The 20,060-nt window shown below is 46.6% G+C and carries 18 protein-coding genes; 12 read left to right on the top strand and 6 right to left on the bottom strand.

Going from position 1 to position 20,060, the window contains the following annotated elements; genetic code table 11:
* Positions 1-69 precede the first annotated feature (69 nt).
* Both ACYVD4_RS25455 and ACYVD4_RS25450 read left to right on the top strand, forming a co-directional pair.
* Complete coding sequence (locus ACYVD4_RS25455; RefSeq protein ID WP_460950492.1) at positions 70-3,264, top strand: hypothetical protein; 3,195 nt, start codon at positions 70-72, stop codon at positions 3,262-3,264.
* A gap of 144 nt (positions 3,265-3,408) precedes the next feature.
* Positions 3,409-4,050: a response regulator gene (locus tag ACYVD4_RS25450; RefSeq protein WP_460950491.1), complete on the top strand. Its 642-nt coding sequence runs from the start codon at positions 3,409-3,411 to the stop codon at positions 4,048-4,050.
* Here ACYVD4_RS25450 and ACYVD4_RS25445 read toward each other — a convergent pair.
* A complete protein-coding gene (locus tag ACYVD4_RS25445; RefSeq protein ID WP_460950489.1) occupies positions 4,016-5,860 on the bottom strand; it encodes a tetratricopeptide repeat-containing sensor histidine kinase in 1,845 nt (614 codons plus the stop codon). The two genes, ACYVD4_RS25450 and ACYVD4_RS25445, sit on opposite strands and share 35 nt — an antisense overlap.
* Before the next feature lie 170 nt (positions 5,861-6,030).
* Here ACYVD4_RS25445 and ACYVD4_RS25440 point away from each other — a divergent pair, with 170 nt between their 5' ends.
* The 4 genes from ACYVD4_RS25440 (at position 6,031) to ACYVD4_RS25425 (ending at position 8,955) form a co-directional block, all read left to right on the top strand.
* A complete protein-coding gene (locus tag ACYVD4_RS25440) occupies positions 6,031-6,246 on the top strand; it encodes a response regulator transcription factor (protein ID WP_460950716.1) in 216 nt (71 codons plus the stop codon).
* A 104-nt stretch (positions 6,247-6,350) separates the two neighbouring features.
* Entirely contained in the window at positions 6,351-7,727 is a 1,377-nt protein-coding gene (locus tag ACYVD4_RS25435) for an FG-GAP repeat protein (RefSeq protein ID WP_460950487.1), read from the top strand.
* A gap of 40 nt (positions 7,728-7,767) precedes the next feature.
* On the top strand, positions 7,768-8,079 hold the full coding sequence (locus ACYVD4_RS25430) for an EthD family reductase (protein ID WP_460950486.1): 312 nt from the start codon (positions 7,768-7,770) through the stop codon (positions 8,077-8,079).
* Positions 8,080-8,100: 21 nt separating this feature from the next.
* On the top strand, positions 8,101-8,955 hold the full coding sequence (locus tag ACYVD4_RS25425) for a hypothetical protein (RefSeq protein ID WP_460950484.1): 855 nt from the start codon (positions 8,101-8,103) through the stop codon (positions 8,953-8,955).
* 152 nt (positions 8,956-9,107) lie between these two features.
* Here ACYVD4_RS25425 and ACYVD4_RS25420 read toward each other — a convergent pair whose 3' ends face one another.
* The 3 genes from ACYVD4_RS25420 to ACYVD4_RS25410 form a co-directional block, all read right to left on the bottom strand.
* Positions 9,108-9,878, bottom strand: coding sequence for a hypothetical protein (locus ACYVD4_RS25420; RefSeq protein WP_460950483.1), 771 nt, complete (start codon positions 9,876-9,878; stop codon positions 9,108-9,110).
* A 255-nt stretch (positions 9,879-10,133) separates the two neighbouring features.
* A complete protein-coding gene (locus ACYVD4_RS25415) occupies positions 10,134-10,841 on the bottom strand; it encodes a hypothetical protein (protein ID WP_460950481.1) in 708 nt (235 codons plus the stop codon).
* Positions 10,842-10,894: 53 nt separating this feature from the next.
* Entirely contained in the window at positions 10,895-11,215 is a 321-nt protein-coding gene (locus ACYVD4_RS25410; RefSeq protein WP_460950480.1) for a hypothetical protein, read from the bottom strand.
* A gap of 243 nt (positions 11,216-11,458) precedes the next feature.
* Between ACYVD4_RS25410 and ACYVD4_RS25405 the strand changes: the two genes are divergently transcribed.
* From ACYVD4_RS25405 to ACYVD4_RS25385, 5 genes are all read left to right on the top strand, one after another.
* Positions 11,459-12,139, top strand: a complete 681-nt coding sequence (locus tag ACYVD4_RS25405; RefSeq protein WP_460950478.1) for a response regulator — start codon at positions 11,459-11,461, stop codon at positions 12,137-12,139.
* A complete protein-coding gene (locus ACYVD4_RS25400; protein ID WP_460950476.1) occupies positions 12,139-13,521 on the top strand; it encodes a sensor histidine kinase in 1,383 nt (460 codons plus the stop codon). The genes ACYVD4_RS25405 and ACYVD4_RS25400 overlap by 1 nt, the downstream gene beginning before the upstream one ends.
* A 75-nt stretch (positions 13,522-13,596) precedes the next feature.
* Positions 13,597-14,547, top strand: a complete 951-nt coding sequence (locus ACYVD4_RS25395) for a hypothetical protein (protein WP_460950475.1) — start codon at positions 13,597-13,599, stop codon at positions 14,545-14,547.
* Between the two features lie 44 nt (positions 14,548-14,591).
* Complete coding sequence (locus tag ACYVD4_RS25390) at positions 14,592-15,731, top strand: endonuclease/exonuclease/phosphatase family protein (protein WP_460950473.1); 1,140 nt, start codon at positions 14,592-14,594, stop codon at positions 15,729-15,731.
* 95 nt (positions 15,732-15,826) lie between these two features.
* Positions 15,827-16,708, top strand: coding sequence for a glycosyltransferase family protein (locus ACYVD4_RS25385; RefSeq protein ID WP_460950472.1), 882 nt, complete (start codon positions 15,827-15,829; stop codon positions 16,706-16,708).
* A gap of 85 nt (positions 16,709-16,793) precedes the next feature.
* On the opposite strand, the gene ACYVD4_RS25380 is transcribed toward ACYVD4_RS25385, so the two are convergent.
* Both ACYVD4_RS25380 and ACYVD4_RS25375 read right to left on the bottom strand, forming a co-directional pair.
* A complete protein-coding gene (locus ACYVD4_RS25380) occupies positions 16,794-17,669 on the bottom strand; it encodes a hydroxypyruvate isomerase family protein (protein ID WP_460950470.1) in 876 nt (291 codons plus the stop codon).
* Positions 17,670-17,777: 108 nt separating this feature from the next.
* Entirely contained in the window at positions 17,778-18,530 is a 753-nt protein-coding gene (locus tag ACYVD4_RS25375; protein WP_460950468.1) for a 3-keto-disaccharide hydrolase, read from the bottom strand.
* A gap of 236 nt (positions 18,531-18,766) precedes the next feature.
* On the opposite strand from ACYVD4_RS25375, the gene moeB reads away from it, so the two are divergent.
* Positions 18,767-19,906 (top strand): molybdopterin-synthase adenylyltransferase MoeB, encoded by a 1,140-nt coding sequence (moeB, locus tag ACYVD4_RS25370; RefSeq protein WP_460950466.1) that lies wholly within the window; start codon positions 18,767-18,769, stop codon positions 19,904-19,906.
* The last annotated feature ends 154 nt before the right edge of the window (positions 19,907-20,060 follow it).

The raw sequence follows: 20,060 nt of genomic DNA, 5'->3' as shown, positions 1-20,060 counted from the left end.
GGCACTGCTGCGCCCGAAGTTGTAAACCTAAGCGGCAGCACCTCCATCAACCAAAACCAGACCGCTACGTTGACCTTGACCCGCCCCAACCCAACAAACTCCGTACTACGTATTTACCTATCCGATTATACACATAGTGAAAGCTTCCCAATTACGTGGTTCGGCAATTCTGCAACGAAAACATTTCAGGTTAAGCCCGGAAAAACAACCAGTTATTTTATCAAGAAAGTCGCTACTACATGTGGCAATATGAACAATCCGGGCAGTGGAACCGCTACTGTTTCCGTCAATACGGGCGGCAATGATCTTCAGATTGCCATTGGGCCTTTGCCTTCTACTACGCTCTGCGCGGGCGAATACATAACCATTCCGTTCAGCACGACTGGTACGTTTCAGAACGAAAATAGCGGGTATAATTTCCGGATGGCGATTACCGACGCAACCGGGCAATACGATCAGACAGTCGATGGATTTCTGGACGCAGGGAATATCCGCTTTACTATTCCTCATGAGCTTTACGGATCGGGGCATCGTTTGCGGGTTATCAGCACTAGCCCATACGTAGCAAGCGCATATTCTCCGCCGTTTACCGTCCGACAAAGTTTTGGCACCAGTCGGTTTTTGATTGAACCCGACCGTCTGCCGATGATATGCAGCAGCACAGGTGCAACCAGCGTAAAACTCACTGCCCGCTTTGTTCCTTATGGCGAGGCAGCCTACAATCAGGGCGGACTAACGTATCAATGGCATACGTTTGATCCGGACTGGATCGCTCATAGTTTACCCAGCGGCTGGGTAGCCATTACAGGAGCTACCAGCCAAACGTATACAGTGACCGAACGGGGAATTTATGGAGTTGCGATCAGTAATGGCTGTGAAACAAAAGATCCTTTTAGCCTACAAACTGTCATTTATGGTCCCCAGAGCAACCCGCAATTACTACTCACGGGCCGCAACCCCATTTGCAAAGCAGAAATAACGTATCACGACCGACCGACTATCAGTTTACCCGATTACTACGCACCTGACGGCTACTACACATGGACCCGAAATGGACTTCCATATCAGAGAGGAGTGGCGTCTTATAATGCTTCTTCAGGGATTATTTTACCGATTAACCCAACCGAATCGGGCGAGTACGGACTGGTTGCTGATCATCTGGGTTGCCCCATTACGTTTGCCCCCGTTAGTGTTAGTGTGCTGCCATCGCCTACCCTTGCTATACTTCCACTACCTGACGATAATAATAGAAATGCGCCTAAATGTGTGAACGAACCACTGGTCTTAACCGGTGTAGTTAACGGTACAGGGGTAACCGGTGTAGAATGGTGGCGCAACGACTCAGAATTAGTTAGCTCGACCAACAGCCTGACGATCACGCGCGAAACAGAGTCAACTTATTCGTTTAAAGTCTTTCCTATTCTGCCCGGATGTAGTAACCCTGTTATAGCCACACGATCTGTGGCTAACTCGACAACGGCAACCGTGGGCGTATTAACTGCTACGCTCGAATCGTCTCCCCTACCACATTGGCAACTTAACTTAGAGGCTCCTAAACCCAGCAATCTTACCCGTAATTATTTTCTCATTCAATGGTATCGCAACGGTCAGCCTTTCGATGCCCTTCCAACCCTGACGGCTACTTATGGAAGCACTATTCTCACAGCCCGACTAACCGTCGACACTCCCGGTACGTACACGGCACGTATCACCACCTTGCAGAGTGATGTATATTCGTCCATTAGCTGTACGGGCGATTTATCGAACCCCATCAATCTGAGCGCATTACCCGCAATATCATACGCCCCACCTGACTTCTCTTATTCGCTAAATGGTCAAACGGTTACGCTTACCACCAGCCTTACCGGAACTGTTTACTACTTTGTCAATAACTACCCGGAGAATTCATCAACCCAGATCACATCGCCCTATACCTTTACGCAAAGCGGTACGTATCTGATTACGGCTGAAGGTTATGACCAGCGTGGCAATTATGTATTCATTAACAAGTGGGTGAATGTGAATAGCTGTCCAACATTTTCTTTTTCGATTACGCCCGGAATGAGCAACGGCCTGCCGATACGTAGCTGCACCAATAGCCCCGTTACGTTGAGCGTGCTGAGTGGATTAACCAGTTATACGTGGGTAAGAGGTAGCAATTCGATTATTGATAACGTAAATTCCAATAGCTACATACCTGTGCCAGAATCTTATTCTTCTGAAGAGACTGCCTACTATCGGGTCGAAGCCACAGGTTCGGGTGTATGTAAGTACACATCCAATACCGTTGTTGTGCAGTTCAGGCGGTTACCTATGGTGAGCTTGTCAATAGATTACTGGAATAACGAAAGTGGCTATTATCCATTCATAACTCCCAGAAACGCCAACTTTGCCTATCTCCGCGCTACGTCTAACAACAATCGGCCCGTCAATCTCACCATCAGTCACGGTCTTTCGGGCACCACTCGATTCGATAAAACCGATATATCTTCGTCGTATACGTATCGTTCTGATTTTAAAATTACGCCTACCAAAACCACTACGTATACCGTTACGTCGGCCAGCAACGAATGTGGCACCACTACGTTTTCGCCAGCAGTTACGGCTACTGCCGATGTGCGCTCGGCAGATGTAAGCATGACCCTACAGGCCAGCCAGACAGCGGTGACCGTGGGGCAGGACGTGGCATTTACGCTCACCCTTCAAAACGAACCGGGTTATAAAGAGACAACCAGCGACGTAGCGTTGACACTACCGCCCAATTTTAGCTTTGTTGGTAGTAATACGTTGCAGCTACAAAATGGCCTGATCGTTGTAAAACCTCATCTCCATCAAACCGTTGCGGGGCCAGTAATTATTACCGAAAAAGCCTTACTGGCACCCGGCAGCAGCGTACCGCTTTCGTTTACGGCAAGGGCCACGGCCAACGGCACAGCCAACGTAATGGCCCAAATGACTGATTATGTTGTCTGGGATGTCGATTCACAGCACAGCTCAGGCTATACTGATGGTCAGGATGATGCCGCATCCGTAATGGTACTTGTTGGCCCTTGCTCACCCATGACTTCGGTCCAATCCGGGCTCTGGATTGCCCCATCGACCTGGAGTTGCGGACGGATTCCCATTGCGGGCGACGTAGTAACGATAGCTCCCGGACACGTAGTAACTATTGGAACTAACGTAGTAGGCATCTGCAAAGACATACAGCAACGCGGCAGGCTTCTCGTTAATACAGGCGGGCAGCTTAAACTGCGACAGAATTAAACTAATGGATTTTCCGGCTCCTTTCAGCCAATATACACCACCTTATTGACCTTATACGAACAACTTTTGCTGTAACAGATGCTTATTCGCAAAATAATCTAGCTTTACGGCTAGGTACTCATTCTCAATACCTGGCCGTAACCTATGAACCCCACTCGGTTGTTACTCGTCGATGATCATCAACTGATTCTGGATAGTTTGAAAACGCTTTTTGCGTCGGTGCCGAACGTAGTGGTTGCTGGTATGACCAACGATAGTCGGTTGGTTGCCGACCTGCTGGCCCAAATAGAGGTCGATATTGTGATCTGTGATTTGCACATGCCGCTTTTATCGGGCATTGAACTGACGGTATTGCTGCGAAAAAAATACCCGATGGTGCAGGTATTGCTGCTAACCATGGCCGAAGATGGCCCAACCATTCGGGAAGCCATTCGGCTGGGCGCAGCCGGATACGTATTGAAACGGGCCGGACGTAGCGAACTCGAAAAAGCGGTGAAAACGCTCAGTCAGGGAGAACGTTATTTTAGCCCCGGCGTTATGGAGCTTCTGGCCAGACTGGAAAAAACGGACCCCGCCGAAACCAACCTGATCACAACCTTAACCGACCGCGAAGTCGACGTACTACGTCTGATTGCCAACGAACACCCTTCGCATCATATCGCCGAAAAGTTATTCATCAGCATTACCACCGTCGAAACGCACCGTCGGCATCTGATGCAGAAACTGGGCGTAAAAAGCGTAGTGGGCATGGTTAAGTTTGCGATGAAACACGGGCTGGTTTCCTGATCGGTACAGTAATCTGATGGTACACTCCTCCCTCCTTGCCAGCCGTAACTGTCCATGTTCCGCCCAACGTATCGATTCGGGCTGCTACGTTCTGCAAGCCACGTCCGTTCTGACGCTGCGGACTCAGCCCAATTCCGTTATCGCTCACGGTCAGATGCAACGTAGCATTCGTCTGACTGATAGAAATTTCGCTCTCACTGGCCTGTGCATGTTTGAGCGTATTGTTCAATAATTCGAGACAGATGCTATATAACTCGAACTCCGTTTGCTGATCGAGCCGGGGAAGTGCATCAATGCCCCTGATTGAGAAACGTACCGACGTATTGAAGGTCAGCTTTTCGACCAGATTCTGCAACGCCACTGCCAGCCCCTGTTTGGCAAGTTCTCCGGGCAACAGGTTGTGCGAAAGTAACCGCACATCGTTATATGCCTGCCCCACCTGCTGGCTAATATTATCATAAATGGATTGTTCGACGGTGTTAAGCTGGGTTTTGTCGATAGATTCCAGATTCCAGCGCAAAGCCGACAACGTAGTACCGAGATTATCGTGCAGATCGGCCGCTACACGCTGACGTTCAATCGTTTGCCCTTCCAGCAAAGCCTTCCGTAAATCGATATTTTTTCGATAAAGTAGTTTGTTACGCCAGACGAATAAAGCCACAATACTCGCCAGTAATAATCCAACTCCCATGAGCAGGTACAACACATTGGCTTGTTTTTGCAACTTCTGTTCCAGTTCACGTTGCCGCTTTTGGGCCTCAACTTTCTCTTTCAAATGCAGAATCTGCCGTTGATCACCTACCCGAGCCAGACTATCGTTGATAGCAATATTGTCATCTTTGTGGGCATAGGCACTGTCCATCTGCCCCATTGCCCGAAACGTATGATAAAGACGGTCATGAAAACCCGCCTGTCGGGAAATAGCGTTCTGTTGCTGACTCAGTTGTAGCCCTTGCCGTGCATATCGCAGCGATGCCGCATAGTTCCGGTCGTCCAGCTCCCACTGTGCCAGATTAGTCAGACAGGCAAATGCAATAGGCATATCGGGTAAGGTAAGGGCCAGTTGCAGTGCCTGCTGCATGTACTTTTTTCCGTTGGCTACGTCCAATCCCGATTTATGATAAAGCTGACCCAGCCGCTCAAGTCGCCACATCTGGTGCGGCTTCGATTCTTTTTGCCGCCAGTACGCCAGATTTTGTTTGAAGACCTGAATAGCTTCCTGAATCTGCGCCAACGTAGCAGGCGAATCGGTAGCCGGGGCCGCTACGTGTTCAGGTATCCGAAATGTAGAATCCGATTGCATACGCATGGCCAGCGTAGCATACTTCAGACTATTTCCCCAAATAACATCATCCGGATTGTACCGTATCAGATAAAGCGTCGCTAAAGCCGCATAGGTTTCCTGAAGTCCTTTTCGGTCATGTAGTGAAATATACAGATTAGCCGCCTGATTAAGATCGTCGAGTCCCATCCAGGCCGACGTAAACCCCAATTCCGTTGAATGATGGAGTGTTCCTCGCATACGTAGTGCATCGGCTTTCAGACGCAGATTTGGTGAAATCTGAATGGCCTGCGTAGCAAAATATACAGCCGAATCATAGTTAGCAGGTGCATCATTACTTCCCCAATTATATCTCTCAGCCAGAGCAATATAGGCCCGATGCAATAGCGAATCGCGCCGAATCGAAACGGGTTCAGCTTTCGTGGTTTCGATTAGCCGACGAAGCTCCGTTTCTGATTGCCCATAGCTCGTCTGAATACCAATCAGGCAACAAAGTAAGTAACGCGTGAACATCATCCTAAATAGCATGAACTAGACGTTAAGCCGTTCGTAATCTGAGTGCTACGTCTCAGTATGCAAATTAAAATTTATCCTACAATTCGAAAGTATCCGAGGCAATATCATGGAAAACAAGTAGCGAAAATCATGGAAAACCATGAGAACACCCGTTGGAATAGACTAGCAATTTTGACCCGGCAATCCGTTTTCTATCCCTGCTTATGAACCTGACCCCACGCGAAGCCGACGTATTACAATTGATTGCCGCCGAACTGACTACAGTTGAAATTGCCCAGCAACTCGGTGTATCTATTTCGACCGTAGAAACGCACCGGCGGCATTTATTCCGCAAAGCACAGGTACGTAGCATGGCCGGGCTTGTGAAGGAAGCCATGCGACAAGGACTAATTCACTAAAACTACAGGGCCATTTTTTATACCAATACTGTTCGGTTTTTCTGGTTAAGCAAACTCAGCAAGTGCAACGAAAAGGCTCTTTCTCACAATAACCAAATCTATCCATGAAACATATAAGCCGATACGTATACCTGCTTCCGTTAGCCATCTTTCTGCTGCCGATTGTGGGGCAGGCTCAGATTGGTATGGGCGGTCAACCGCATCCGTCGGCGGTGCTGGATTTGAAAGGTACCAACAAAGCGTTCTACCCGCCCCGGCTCACTACGGAAGAACGGGGCAGTATTGCCGACCCACAGCCCGGCGCACTCGTTTTCGATACGGATGAAGGGAGTTTATATCTCTACGATGGAATCAACTGGATGCCCGTAGCTTTCACGGCACCTGAGAATCAATTTTCGGGCGTAGTGAAAGCCAGCGATGGGGCAAATGGTGACAGCTTTGGCTATAGTGTCTCTATTTCAGGCGACTACGCCATTGTGGGAGCGCGGGGCAATGCGTCAGAGCGAGGGGCCGCCTATGTATTTGCGCGAACTGGTACCGTATGGCTACAACAGGCGAAACTGACAGCCAGTGATGGGGCGTCTGGTGACGAATTTGGTAGCAGTGTCTCCATTGATGGCAATTACGCTGCTGTTGGAGCCCCCGGCGATGATGCAGCACGGGGAGCCGCTTATATGTTCTTCCGCAGTGGTTCGACCTGGACACAGCAAAGCAAACTGACCGCAAGCAGTGGCGTAGCCGATGATTATTTTGGGGGCAGCGTGTCGGTTTCGGGAAATTACGTAGTAGTAGGTGCCGAACAGGATGAGGTATCAGGTATCGTAGGAAAAGGGTCGGCTCACGTCTTTTTACGAAGCGGTACGGTCTGGGTAATCAATTATTTTTTGTCGGCCAATGATGGCGCGGCTGACGATAATTTTGGACGTAGTGTCGCTATTTCGGGCGACTACGTAGTGGTAGGGGCTGATCGAGATAACGTAGGAAGTAATACCAGTCAGGGGTCGGCCTACGTCTTCATTCGCACCAACACGAGCTGGACGTTACAGGCAAAATTGCTAGCCAGCGACGGCACGGCAAATGATCACTTTGGCAGTAGCGTCTCGATAGCAGGCAGTTACGTTGTTGTGGGCGCGCCTAAAAAAGAAGCGGTCTATGTTTTTTTTCGCACAAATACAACCTGGGCGCAACAGGCAAAACTCATCAACAGCGAGAGTCAAACAGGAGATTCGTTTGGAAATAGTGTCTCCATTTCGGGCAACCGCCTACTGATAGGGGCTATTGGTGAGCGGGCGAATCAGGGAGCGGCTTACCTTTTTTTACGTAGCAACACAACGTGGAGTCAGTTCCAGAAGCTACAGCCAACAGGTGGCAAAAACACCGATAACGGCAACAGTGTGGGGCTTTCAGAAAGCATCTTCATTCTCGGCGGGCCAGGCTTTCAATCAAATCTGGGTAAAGCAACCTTCGGCCAAGTTCGATAATAATTTTTCATTCTAAAACATACTCTGTTCTCTTAAAACCATGATTAGCGCAACGCTTCTGTATCCCAAAACCACCGATAGTCGGTTCGATCTGGATTACTACCTCAAGACGCACACGCCTTTGGTGCATCAGCACCTCGACCCGGCCGGGCTGGTCAGCATCGACCTCAAAGCTGGGCTGGCCGGTGGTGGCCCCGATACTCCGCCCGCTTATGCTATGATAACCCAGCTCAATTTCAATTCTCTTGAGGATTTACAAGCGGCACTGGCTGCTCACGCCCCTGTTCTGCTGGCCGATATTCCCAGCTTCACCAACGTTCAACCGGTCATACAAATTAGTCAATCCATTTAAACGTAGCCACTACCAAGCCTTATGAAAACCAATATGTTTACATGCGTGCTATTGCTTTTGAGTACGGGAGCAATGGCGCAAACTACTGCCGATGAAGCAGCCATCAAAACAATACTAACGCAATCAACCAAAGATGCTTATGCGCTTAAACAGGCAGAATACGATGCCTCTTTTGCCAATCTCGCCAACGTATTGCAGGCCTACAATACGAGGTCGGGCTACCTGATTGCTTCAAACGACAGAAAACTATCCGAGACCTTTGGCACCAAACCTCGTGAAGTAAATCCGCTGACGGAAAATTATGTTTTCAAGTTTTACGGACCCAATGCTGCCCGTGTTACCTACGATCAATATCTCTACGGTAAGGAAAATAACAAGCCAACGAAAGAGATTCGACTGATGGAGAAAGTAAATGGAAGCTGGAAAATTGATGGCGTAATTGCCCTACTCGATTATGGACAGAATAAATTCGAAGAGGACCTGGTTCGTAAGGCTATAGAAACAGAAGTGCGCGCCTATCAGGAAGCCGATGGCGATCTGTTGCAAGCGCAGTGGGCACTCGAAAAGCCATATGTAGAACGCCAGCAACCCAACCTACTGGGCCTAACAGATGCACCTTATCTGAAAGGAAACAAACTGGTATCGCTGACTAACAGCTACTTCAAAACCCTGCACCCCACTGGTCACACCGTTCGCTTCGCCGACTACGACGTTCATATTTCGGGCGAAACAGCCTGGGCAACCTACACACAGGAAGAGCTGGATAAAGCCGGGAAAGTGGTTGGTAAACAACGCGAAGTACGAATTCTGGAACGCATACCAAGCCGAATTGGAGCCGCCTGGAAAATTGTGTTCTTTGGCTTTCAACAGATGTGATGTAATACGTAACAAACCCATCCGCTGGCTGGTCGACAGTTGTGGATGGGTTTGTTACGTCTAGCTATAAGCCTTGTTTTTTTATCCGGATAGAAACACACTTTACGATAGCCATATTCGAAATTTTTCAGATAGCTAGTCATAGAAAGCTATTACTCCTGTTCTATAATCGTAAAATAATGTTCCAGACTACGCCCGTTTTGGGTTTTAAGTTGCTTCAGTTCGGTCAGCTTAAAATCAGACTTCTGATAATAAAGTATTTTCCCCGGCATCTGCACTTGCGATGACAACCCTGAGAAAACGACATTTTCGACACCATCATCGTTTACCATATCCACTCGACCATCGGGTCTGATGAGGCAGATATAAGGCGCGGGCGGCTGATCCAGGAAACGTAATTTTCCTTTAAATTCCAGTATGAATTTTTCCTGCTTGCCATATACAAGACCCATAATACGTGGAAAACCACGCAGGTCATCGCCAGCATAAGCACTATCGATAAGCTGCCAGGCATTTTTCATAAAATCGAGATAATCTTTGTAAGCAGCTTCGGAAACTTCATCAGGATCAATGTAAAGGAATGTATAAACAGTTCTGTCAACGCTATCTGACGATTCATAAGCTGATACGTAAGTTGTATTGATCTCTTTGATATAAGAGTAGGGATTGGTACCATACACATCAGTACTGTAGGGTTGTCCCCAATCTCTGGTAAGGGCGTTTATATATACGTAAGGATGTTTGCCAAGCTTAAAACGCCACTGAAAACTATTGGTGCTGAAACCCTTGGTTTCTTTTTCCTGTAGTACAAAATGTTTACCCTTATAATCGGTTTCATAAAACGTACCCCATCCTGAAAATAGCTTATACCCGATCACAGACAAAATAATCAAAATAGAGGCAAGGATGAGTGCACTTTTCATCGTAAATAAAAGGATAACCGTGGTCGACATATTTCGCGAATAAAGGCAAAAGTTTGCTACGTTGTGACATGAGTGCTACGTTGACACAGTCGAGTTATACTACGTTCGTCAAATGGGCAATCCTGTACTACTGTCATTACAATTATTCATTAGCGTAAAAATTATGAAAAAGCACATTACAATATTTACAAAAAATTCATGTATATAGTAAAGTAGAAGCCTTGAATAAGTTTTAAAGGTAATAAAATAGAATTTTTATTCTTCCTTAAGTTGAAAATAACTACTCAATGATTTATTTATTTTGTCTCGATAATTTTTCAAATCGGCAAGGCTAAATTTTCCATTTTTTTGAACAGCAATAATTTCGCCCGGCATTTGCACTTTTTTGCTAAGATTAGTGCTTTCTAAAGATCCGTTGCCAGTGTCGTAGTAAATTGCTCCATCCGTCCAGACGTCAATACTTTCTTTACCATTTGCAAAGTGATGGGTAAATTGCTCGTCTGTTCCGTATACCAGTGCCACTATATTCAGGCTGCGATAGCCCTGCTGAAGTGCTACATTCGTTTTGACACATAGCCACTCGGTTTGAAAAAAATGAGCAAAATCCTCAAAATTTCTCCGGGAAAAATCTTGAGGATTTACGTATAACACAGCAAAATTCTTCCCTGACTCATCGTAATTATTTTGATACGTATGAGAAACTGAATCTATAACGACATGTGGTACGTTTTTATAAACTTCCAGCGAATAAGGATAACCGGGACTAGTGGTTTTATCATCAATTGGAAGAGGCTTTTGAATACCTGCTAACTGAAGCGATTGGTAGTACGCTTTATTGAAAATACGGTTAACTGTGTGCGTGTAAAATGTGTAGGATTTCCCATCAGCTATCCCGATAAACTGTTCTTTTTTTGATGTGCAACCCCAAATCATACTGATCAAGATAAAGTATATTGTTTTCATTCGCTTTTATAAAAATCAGGATGCTTTTGAGGTCGTCAATTAGCAATTAATCTTTACTGTGTACTGTATTTGGTCAATACTTTTTTCAGGTAAAGAAATGATTTTGTTTCGCCATGGTCGACAAAACGCTGTAACTTCTTAATGGCATCGATTGATTGATCAAAAGAAGCCGATTTTTCGACAAGTTCCATCAATTCCTCTTCCATTTCTTCTGTTACGTCATCCTCATCGCCCAGTAACTCCTGCACCATCTCTTTGAGCAATGCCTCAATTTCCATCGACAGATTGAAGTATTCCTCACTCTCAATATCCATTGTATCGAGATAAGCAAATCGTTTGGCTTTGGTAAGTGATACAAGTTCTTCGGCCGACATATGTAGTTTTTTCTCCTAAAAGTGTATAAAAATGTACTTTTTCTATTTTTTAACAAAACCTTTTTCTAGCTCTTTCAGCATAGTATGATCTATTCGGGCTACGGCTATAATATTACCAATCTAATTGTGCCCTAAAACAAAGGGGAATCCGTTTTGCCAAACGTAACAAAACATCGATAACTGACTCAAAACGTCGGTTTCTGGCGTTATTTCCATACATTCGGGCGTGGAAACGGCGCTATCATGAAAATTCTACTGATAGAAGATGAGGTCAAAACGGTTCAAAGTATAAAACAGGGACTCGAAGAGCACCAGTGGGAAGTAGATATAGCTTATGATGGGGCTATGGGCTTTCAGCTAGCAACCCGGTCGCCCTACGCGCTCATTATTTCTGATATTATTTTGCCCGGCTTCAACGGTTTAGAGCTTTGCCGGAAACTACGCGACGCCAACGTAACAACGCCCATTTTGATGCTTACAGCCCTCGGCACGACTGACGATAAAATTGTAGGACTCGACGCAGGCGCTGATGACTATCTGGTAAAACCGTTCGAATTTCGGGAACTGATGGCGCGAGTTCGGGCCCTTACCCGACGTAGCAATGGGACAATACCAACGGCTAATCTGCTGAAAATTGCTGACTTAGAACTAAATCCAGACACCAAACAGGTAATACGTGCCGGAAAAGAAATTACCCTGACAGCCAAGGAGTTTCAACTACTCGAATATTTTTTGCGGCATCAGGGGCGCGTTATCTCGAAGGTAGAACTGGCCGAGCGGTTGTGGGACGTTACGTTCGATACGGGGACAAACGTTATTGAGGTATACATCAATTTCCTCCGCAAAAAGATCGATAAGGACTTTGAGCCCAAACTGGTTCATACGCAGATTGGCATGGGCTACGTCGTAAAGGTTGTGTCGTAATGGTTAATATTCGAACCCGGCTCACGTATCAATTCGTCTTTCTGGTAACGCTGGTGCTGTTGTTGTTCTCGCTCGGCGTTTATTTTTTCAGCAAGCTTTACCTCGAAAAACGTTTTTTCAAGCGACTACAGGACCGCGCCGTTACTACCACTACCCTCCTTTTCGACCTTCAGCAAACCGACAGCACGGTGCTACGTGTCATCGATGCATCGGACAAAGAACCGCTCTTGTCCGAGAATATTTCGGTTTATAACCAGAAAACCAAACAGGTTCTGTTTACCAGCAATCCGGCCAACGCGCAGTTTCACGAACAGTTTATTCCACAGCTCGATTCAACGGCTCAGACGTTATACCTGCGTAAGAATGAATACCAGATTGTAGCCATTCATCTGACCACCGGCAAAGCAAATAACTGGGTGATTGTCAGCGGCATTGATCAGACGGGTAAAGATGCACTCGACGATCTGAAGAAAATTTTGCTGATCATGATTCTGGTCGCCATTTTGTTACTGGGCGTTTCGGGATGGGTCTTTGCCAACCGGGCACTGGCACCGATGTCGGGTATTATTCAGCAGGTGAATACTATTTTTCCGGCCAATGTGGAGAAGCGTGTGCAACACCCGAACCGCTCCGACGAAATCGGTCTGCTGGTTGCTACGTTCAATCAATTACTCGACCGTATCGAACAGGCGCTAAACACGCAGAAAATGTTTATCGCCAACGTATCGCACGAACTGAAAAACCCGCTGACCAAAATCAACTCACAAATCGACGTAGCACTTATTCAAAAACGTAATCCCGAAGCTTATGAACGTACCTTACAATCGCTTCAGGAAGATACACGAACACTGACCCAACTGACCAATACGTTGCTGGAACTGGCGAATACGTCAATTCGGGTTGATACGTTACCGATGGAACCAGTACGTATTGATGAGCTGCTTTGGGAAGTAAAAACTCAGTTGCAGAAATGGCACGACGACTACCGTATTCAGCTCACCTTCACCGATTTCCCAGACGATGAAGAAGCATTGATTACATTAGGCAATCCCGCATCGCTGAAAGTATTGATGATGAATTTAATCGATAATGCCTGCAAATTTTCACCAACCTGCGCGGCAGTTGTCGATTTTCGGTCGAAGCGGAGTAAAATAACCGTAACCGTTTTCAACGAAGGGCCTCAGATTCCCGAAACTGATTTACCGCATATTTTTCAGCCATTCTTTCGTAGTAATGCTACAGCCCAATCGAGCAAGGGGCATGGCGTGGGGCTAGCTGTTGTCTGGCAGGTTACACAAATTCACAATGGGTCTATTACAGTAAACTCTAGCCGAAAAGGCACTACATTCAGCTTAACATTGCCGTCTTCCGGTTCATTTTAAGGTTATTTTAAAGTCAGATTAAGTCCTGCTTAAGTTTCATGTTGTTGCTTTGTAGCATACAATCTGGAAAAAATCATGGAATTAGACGTAACAAATAACCGATCTGGCGCCGTCAATATGATTATTGGCGCACTAGTTGGTATTATGGCCCTACTGGCTTATTTGTTTGTTGGTTCTCGTAACGAAACGCTGGAAATCCAGAAACTGCTGACGGCTAAAGTGGAACAGTTTGCCGCTACACAAGCCCGTCTCGACTCCATTTCGACGGTACTGGATAAAAAAATCATTGAAGTCAGGCAGTTGGGGGGCAGCGTAGTTGAACTAGAACGTATCAAGCGTCAACTGGAAACCGACAAAAAGAAGCTAAAGTATGACCTGAGTTTCTCGATTCAGCAGTATAACCTCAAAATTAGAGATTACAAAAACTTTCTGGCGCATAATACTACCAACCTTCGTGAGCTGAAAGCCCAAAACGGTACGTTAATTAGCCGCGCCCGTGAACTTGAACAGGAAAAAGAAACCATTCTGAGCGAAAACGCTGGCCTGAAACAGGAAAAAGCGGCCCTCGCCCAAACACTGGTCGATTATTCCTTGCAAAATGCTGACCTTCAGGATAAAATGACGCTAGCGTCGGCCATGAAAGCCGTTAATCTGGAGGTGATAGCCGTAGCGTCTAATGGTAGAGAACGTCGGGGTAGTTCGTATAAATCCTCCCGCATCGACCGGCTGAAGTTCAGTTTCATTATGCCAGCCAATCCGGTCGCATCGAAGAGTAACAAAGATATTTACGCACGGCTGACCGATACAAACGGGGCCGTTATCAGTGAAAGCGGAGTTGGCGGAATTATCACCTACGACGGCCACGAAATTGGATATAGCATCCGACAGACGGTACCCTTCGAAAATAACGACCAGCGGGTCGACATCTTCTTTCGGCGAGAATCTCCCTATAAACCAGGGCATTATACAATAGAATTATATTCAGAAGGATTCAGAATAGGCGACGCTCATTTCGATGTGCGGTAAAAACGCGCTCATTCTTGTTTCCATTCCTCTTAACGGCTAAAGCTATGACTACGTTTAATCTATTTATCGGTTCGCTTCCACCTGCGCTACGACATTGGGGAAATACGTTAAAGGCGCTGGCCAGCTACTTTGTTAATCGATACCGGGAGTTTCCTGTTGCTTATACCATGCTGAGCTATCTGTTTTTCACGATGGCTTTTTGTTATTACCCAATGATTGACCATTGGCTGACGGGATTCATCATGATGAGCTTGCCGTTGGCAATGGCCGGTGGATTAGCAGCCAGCATTTACCTGTTCTACCGGCAACAGTCACTGGTTGCAACCGCCGGACTGATCTGGGTTTTGTTTTCGTTTGTGGTGGCGAAACGATTGATCGGCAGCAGCGATGGAAAATTGATGTCGCTTGAGCATAGTCAACCTCTCAACGTATTGAGTTTCAATAGCGAAACTTTTTCGCTTAATCCACAAGGAAGTGGTTTTGACCCGGCGGCTCTCAAAGCCGACATTGCCTGTTTTCAGGAATATTCGCCGAATGCACTTATTGAACGCCAGTACGAATCTAAAGTTGAAAAGCTGCGCTGTTTCGACAGAGATCGGCAAATCGGGCTTGCTTTATTTTCAAACTATCCAATTGTAAAAGAGTACGGCCGCATCTGGAGTCGCCCCGATGGCCCTGAAATTAACGGATTTCTTTGTGCCGACATTGCCTATAAATCCGATACGATTCGGGTAGTAAACGTACATCTTTGGTCGATGGGTGTTCGAACCGACCAACTAATCAGCGCACTCAAAACCGCGAATGTTAGTCAGTTTTTTTCCGCCTTTGCCGATATTTTTGGCCGACTCAAAGAAGGGTTCGAAAACCGAAACGAACAACTCGCTGAAGTAGAATCCTACGTAGTAGGCAGCCGGTACCCGGTTCTGATTTGTGGCGATTTCAATGAGTTGCCGATTGGCTATTCATACGGAAAGCTGCGTCAGAATTTCCAGAATGCGTTCGAAGAAGCCGGCCAGGGACTTGGCTTTACGTTGAATCGCCACCCCTACTGTGCCCGCATTGATCAACAATTTGTGAGCAATCACTGGCAAATTAAAACCTGTCAGACGCTGTCGGGCATTTCATTTTCCGACCATTTTCCGGTACTGGCGCAATACGTATTAAAACCGAATCGGGAATTTTAGTTAACAGGTCAGTTTTTAGTTGAAATAAACAACTACATTCTAACAGGCAGAAAACGGGCGTATCTTTGCGGTTCTTAGTAAACTTGCTCGTTTCCATGAAAGTAGCCGGATTTAGTTTTATCCGCAATGCCGTTCTGTTCGATTATCCGATTGTAGAAGCCATTACGTCGGTGCTGCCCTTGTGTGATGAATTCGTGGTTGCCGTTGGCGAATCGGACGATGCTACGTTGCAACTGATTCAGTCTATTCCTTCCGATAAGATACGTATCGTTCATACCGTTTGGGATCAGAGCGCACAATCGCACGCGGGTGGGCGCGTACTTGCTCAGGAAACGGATAAAGCACTAGCGGCCATTTCACCCGATGTTGATTGGGCGTTTTACATTCAGGGCGACGAGGTATTGCACGAAGATTCAGTCCCCGCTGTTCGCGAAGCCATGCAGACGTATTTAACCGATAAAACCGTTGAGGGATTGCTATTTCACTACGTCCATTTCTACGGTTCGTACAGTTACGTTGGCGATTCCCGCAGGTGGTATCGGCGTGAAATTCGGGTGATACGTAATACGGGCAACGTAGTGTCGTATAAGGATGCACAGGGGTTCCGCACACGCGACAATAAGAAGCTGAACGTTAAATTAATTGACGCCTATATCTACCATTATGGTTGGGTAAAACCACCCGAAACGCAGAAGAAACGGCTACGGTATGCCAATCGGTTCTGGCATCGAGATGATACGATTGAGAAAGCGCATGAATCGCTCGAAACCTTTGATTACAGTGGTATAGACTCGCTGGCTCCGTTTACCGGTAAACACCCGGCCGTAATGCAAGCCCGTGTCGACCGCCAGAACTGGAAATTTGCGTTCGATACTCGCCAGAAAAATTATTCGCCCCGCGTCCGCTTTCTAACATTTATCGAAAAGTTAACTGGCTGGCGAATTGGCGAATACAAGAATTATATTCGTTTAAAATAGTAATAGAAGCGAGGAGTGCGTAGTAGGAGTTGCTGACGCATACATTCTCCTACTACGCACTCCTCGCTCCTACTACGTAAAAATTCTACACGTCACAAATAATCACCGACTCCTTCAGGCTGGTGAGCGGGTCGCGTTTTGGAATAAACTCCTGCGCCACAAAGCCTTTATAGCCCGTTTCAACAATCGCTTTCATGATAGCCGGATAATAGAGTTCCTGCGTTTCGTCGATTTCGTTACGTCCGGGATTTCCGCCTGTGTGATAATGGCCAAAGTACTGGTGATTTTCCTTGATTGTACGAATGATATCGCCTTCCATGATCTGCATGTGGTAAATATCGTACAGCAGCTTTAGGTTTGGCGAACCAACTTTTTTACAAAGTGCCACGCCCCATGCGCTCTTATCGCACATGTAATCTTTGTGGTTCACTTTGCTGTTGAGCAACTCCATAATCATGGTGATACCATATTTTTCGGCACTTGGCATCAGCCGTTTCAGGCCAACAGCGCAGTTTTCCATACCCTGTTCGTCGCTCATACCCCGACGATTTCCGGAGAAGCAGATGACTTTAGTTAAACCAGCTTCTTTTAGCTTTGGGAAAATGGCTTCGTAACTCGCAACCAGTTCGTCGTGCAGTTTCGGATCGTTGAACCCCTGTTCTATACCTTTGCCCGCGCCCTGTGCCATGGAGCAGGTAAGTCCGTATTTTTTCACAACAGGCCACTCCGCCGGGCCGAGCAGGTCGATGCCGGTAATACCCATTTCTTTAACCGACTTACAGAAGTCTTCGAGCGGAATTTTACTATAGCACCACTTACAAACTGCGTGGTTGATATTGCCTTTCAGCATGGGAGCTGTTTGTTCTGATTGTGTCATGGAAGCAGCAAACGAGTTGGTCAGAGCGGGCAGGGTCAGCGCCGTGCCAGTTAAGGTTTTTAGGGCCGTTCGGCGGGTGGTCATAGCGAAAAAGTTATAGGGTTGTAAAGTTGTATGGTTATAAAGTTGTACAGTTGTGTATGGTACGTACTACAACCTTATAACCATACAACTTCACAACCCTACAACGTATTAAAGCTCACGAACTCTGATGTTCCGATACCACACTTTGTTGCCGTGATCCTGCAACGCAATGCGGCCAGTAGAATACTTCCCAAAGCCTTCCCAGCCCTTGAATTTACTCTCCGACACCATTTTATCCCATTCAGGACCGCTGGTTGGGTAATCGGCAATTTTCTTACCGTTCAGAAACTGTTCAGCCCGACCATTTTTAATTACCAGCCGAGCTTTGTTCCATTCGCCAACGGGTTTGGCTGCGTTGGGCGTGATGGGCTTTTGAAGATCATACAATGCACCGGCCGTACGGTTGCCATCACGACCATTTTTAGCATCTGGATGCTTCTCATTATCAAGCACCTGCATTTCTGGCCCTGTCTGATATGTAGCTTTATATTTAGGATCTTCGTGAACGTGATAGATAATACCACTGTTGCCACCTTCCGAGATTTTCCACTCGATTTCGAGTTCTAAATCACCGAATTCTTTATCCGTCACCAAATCACCTGCGCCACCTGCCGTCAGATGAATAGCGCCGTTATCGACAGTCCATTTTTCGGACACGGGTTGGCCGGCTTTCAAATAATTGTGCCAGCCGGTCAAGGTTTTCCCATCGAACAAGGTTTGCCAGGGACCTTTTTTGGCTACCGTTTGTGGTTCGTGAATTGGATTGATGCGAGCATTAACCGGAGTTACGTTGAGAGTTAAGGTAAGAGCCAACAGGCCCGAGGCTACGCTGCCTGTTACCGAAAAACGCGTATGGTTCATAGGAAAGAAACGTTTGTATTTTGTCGAGACAATAGTACTAAAAAATGAGACACACTGGTATGTCTTTCGCAGCCAAAGCCCGGTTTACTACGTATTTAGACCAAAAATGAAATAGAGCCGAATCCTCAAAATACAGCATATTATTTACGTCCGTCTTTAAATTAATGCAATTTTCCCCCGGTAAAATCTGTTTGATTAATGCACCATTTACACATAAAGCTTACTAGCCTGATATTATGGAAGCTACGTCATTAATACCCGCCGAGAAGCAACGTTATCAAAAGCATCTTAATTTACCCGAAATAGGTCCGTCGGGCCAGCTACGGCTCAAAAACGCCCGTGTGCTGGTTGTTGGTGCCGGTGGGTTAGGGTGTCCAGTGTTACTCTATTTGACAGCGGCTGGCGTTGGCACCATTGGCGTTATCGACCCCGATGTAGTAGATCTGAGCAATTTGCAACGGCAGGTCCTGTACACAACCGACGAAGTGGGTAAACCCAAAGCCAAAGTAGCTGTCAGTCATCTGAAACGACTGAATCCTACGCTTCATTTCGATACGTATACAATGGCACTCGACATTAGCAACGCTCGTGCAATTATCGAAGGCTACGACGTAGTGATTGACTGTACCGACAATTTTAAAGTCCGTTATCTGGTCAATGATGTATGCGTTACGTTCGGCAAACCGTTTGTGTATGGCGCAATTCATCGGTTCGAAGGGCAGGTGGCTGTGTTAAATGCCGATCTGGGCAACGGTCGCCGGGGGCCAACGTATCGGTGCTTATTTCCCGACTTTCCAAACGACATTGAAATTCCTAACTGCAACGTAACGGGGGTTCTGGGTGTATTACCGGGTGTTATCGGTACGTATCAGGCCAGCGAAACCATCAAACTCATTACGGGAATTGGTGAGCCCTTGAGTGAGCACCTGCTCATGGTTGATCTACTAACGATGAATCAGCAGAAAATCAAAACCAAACGTCGGGCCAATGCCGATGAAGTGGCCAAACAAGGGTTAATGCCAACCAATGCTCAGGCAAATCGGGCAGGAACGGAACCACAAAAAATGTCGGTGCAGGAACTGGCCAATCGACTGGCGATAAAGGAAGATATTTTCCTGCTGGATGTTCGCGAACGCCCCGAATACGACCTTTGTCATCTGGACGACGCCGTTCTGATTCCGGTAGGTATGATTCCCAACAACCAGAAACGTATTCCAACCGACCGACCCGTTGTGATTTATTGCCATCACGGCATTCGCTCAGCTAACGTAGTGCAATATCTTTATACACAGGGCAGTTTTACAAATTTGTATAATCTGGAAGGCGGTATTCACGCCTGGGCACGGGAAATCGAACCTGAAATGGCGGTTTATTGAGGGTTGCTGAGATTGCAGGGTGATTCAATACCAGCAACCCATGCCACCCTCCCTCAGTGCCGTTGGCTAAGCCTTTACGTATTAGTAACTACCTTTTGCCTGAAACTCCGTTACTTTGTATCGGAGTTTTTTTATACGCGCTGCTTTTAGGTTG

The organism is Spirosoma daeguense (assembly GCF_054776875.1).
This window is presented reverse-complemented; position numbering and strand designations above follow the sequence as displayed.